General features: G+C 56.1%; 2 protein-coding genes. Both read left to right on the plus strand.

What is annotated here, in order from left to right; all coding sequences use genetic code 11:
- The coding region (locus CUC53_RS18220) for an SPOR domain-containing protein (protein ID WP_201796803.1) at positions 1-410 on the plus strand (410 nt) is incomplete at its 5' end.
- A 107-nt stretch (positions 411-517) separates the two neighbouring features.
- On the plus strand, positions 518-710 hold a 193-nt coding region (locus CUC53_RS18225), incomplete at its 3' end, for a heavy metal-binding domain-containing protein (RefSeq protein ID WP_157798332.1).

The following is a 710-nucleotide window of genomic DNA, read 5'->3' on the forward strand; positions in this document are numbered from 1 at the left end:
CTAAGCCTGCACCAGCTCCAGCAGCCAAGCCCACACCAGTTAAACCGGTCGAGGTCGTCAAGGCACCTCCTCCGGCCAAACCGCAGGCGGGCCAGATCAAGTCACTCGATGACCTGATCGAGAGCAAGATGAACCAACCCATCACGCCAGCCCCCGTGGCGGTGGCGAGTCAAGGTAGCTGGGTTCTCCAGCTGGGGGCATTTAAGAACGTTGATAGCGTCAATGCATTAGTGAGCAAGTTGCGGGCTGCGGGCTACTCTGCCCACACCTCGCCGCGCACCCCAGTGCAAGGGCAGCTCAACAGAGTGTTCATTGGGCCTGACGTTTCCAAGACCAAGCTCCAAGGTATGCAGGGGCGGATCTCTCAAATGACGGGATTAAGTGGCGCTGTGGTTGCTTATAATCTTTGACCCCAGTCCATTGTTACTGCGTCGTGCCCATCTTCCCATGGTGTGAACGACGCGATTGGTGCTGGGTTCGATGAGTGCTGAGTCCATCCCATCAATAGGAGCTGAATATGATCCTCTCAACTACCCCGACCCTAGAAGGCAAGATCATTCGTGAATACCGCGGCATCGTGGTGGGTGAAGCCATTCTCGGCGCCAATATTTTTAAAGATCTTTTCGCCGGGATCCGCGACATCATCGGCGGCCGTTCAGGCGCCTATGAAAAAGAGTTGGCCCGTGCCCGTAATGCCGATCAGTTAAGGA

This window comes from Aeromonas cavernicola (assembly GCF_002795305.1).
GTDB classification, from domain to species: domain Bacteria; phylum Pseudomonadota; class Gammaproteobacteria; order Enterobacterales; family Aeromonadaceae; genus Aeromonas; species Aeromonas cavernicola.